Consider the following 655-nt stretch of genomic DNA (forward strand, 5'->3'; position numbering starts at 1 on the left):
ATAATACCTCCCACTCTCTTTCTAAGCTAAACATCTGGTCACAATAAGCCAAACCTTTGCCCCCTAAGGAAGTCTTGTCTGTCTGCTTCGGTGTTGCTTCAAAGAACTTCCTTCTGACATGTGCCCAACAACCTACTAGTTCTGCCTTCTCTAATTACCTATAAGCCGACCACATATCACAATGGACATACCCCTCATACTCATCCAGAAAATTCTTGACGACCTGCCTACTTCGACTCTTGTCATGATAATAAAGGGTAATTCCCTTTTTGGCATGCTTGCCTGATAAAAACGTTCAATAGTAGGTCTTCTGACTGTCGCTTTCTAATACCTGATAAGAGGTTTCATCCGCATGAAGAATAGGCTGTTCCAGCAACTTCTCGTGTAGAAGGTCATAAAGAGGCTCAAAATAGTATTGACTTGATTTGATATGCCAGTTGGCAATTTCTTTGCGTGTAATGAGCAAGCCCATTTTATTCCATTCCTCTTCTTGACGATAGTTGGGAACCTTCAAATTAAATCTCTGATGAATCGTATGAGCAATGATAGAGGCAGATCCCAAACTATGTGATAAGGAAGCTTTAGGAACAGGAGCCTTAATAATCTTATCAACGTGTCCCTCCTCACTGCAACTTTGACATTTATAGGCATGTTG

Annotated in this window: 1 pseudogene; it reads right to left on the minus strand. The window is 41.1% G+C overall.

The features are described 5' to 3' along the window. Positions 1 to 655: pseudogene (locus tag GZ996_RS11660) on the minus strand (IS66 family transposase); the annotation flags it as partial.

It is taken from the genome of Streptococcus sp. S784/96/1 (assembly GCF_902729355.1).
In the GTDB taxonomy this organism is placed as follows: domain Bacteria; phylum Bacillota; class Bacilli; order Lactobacillales; family Streptococcaceae; genus Streptococcus; species Streptococcus caledonicus.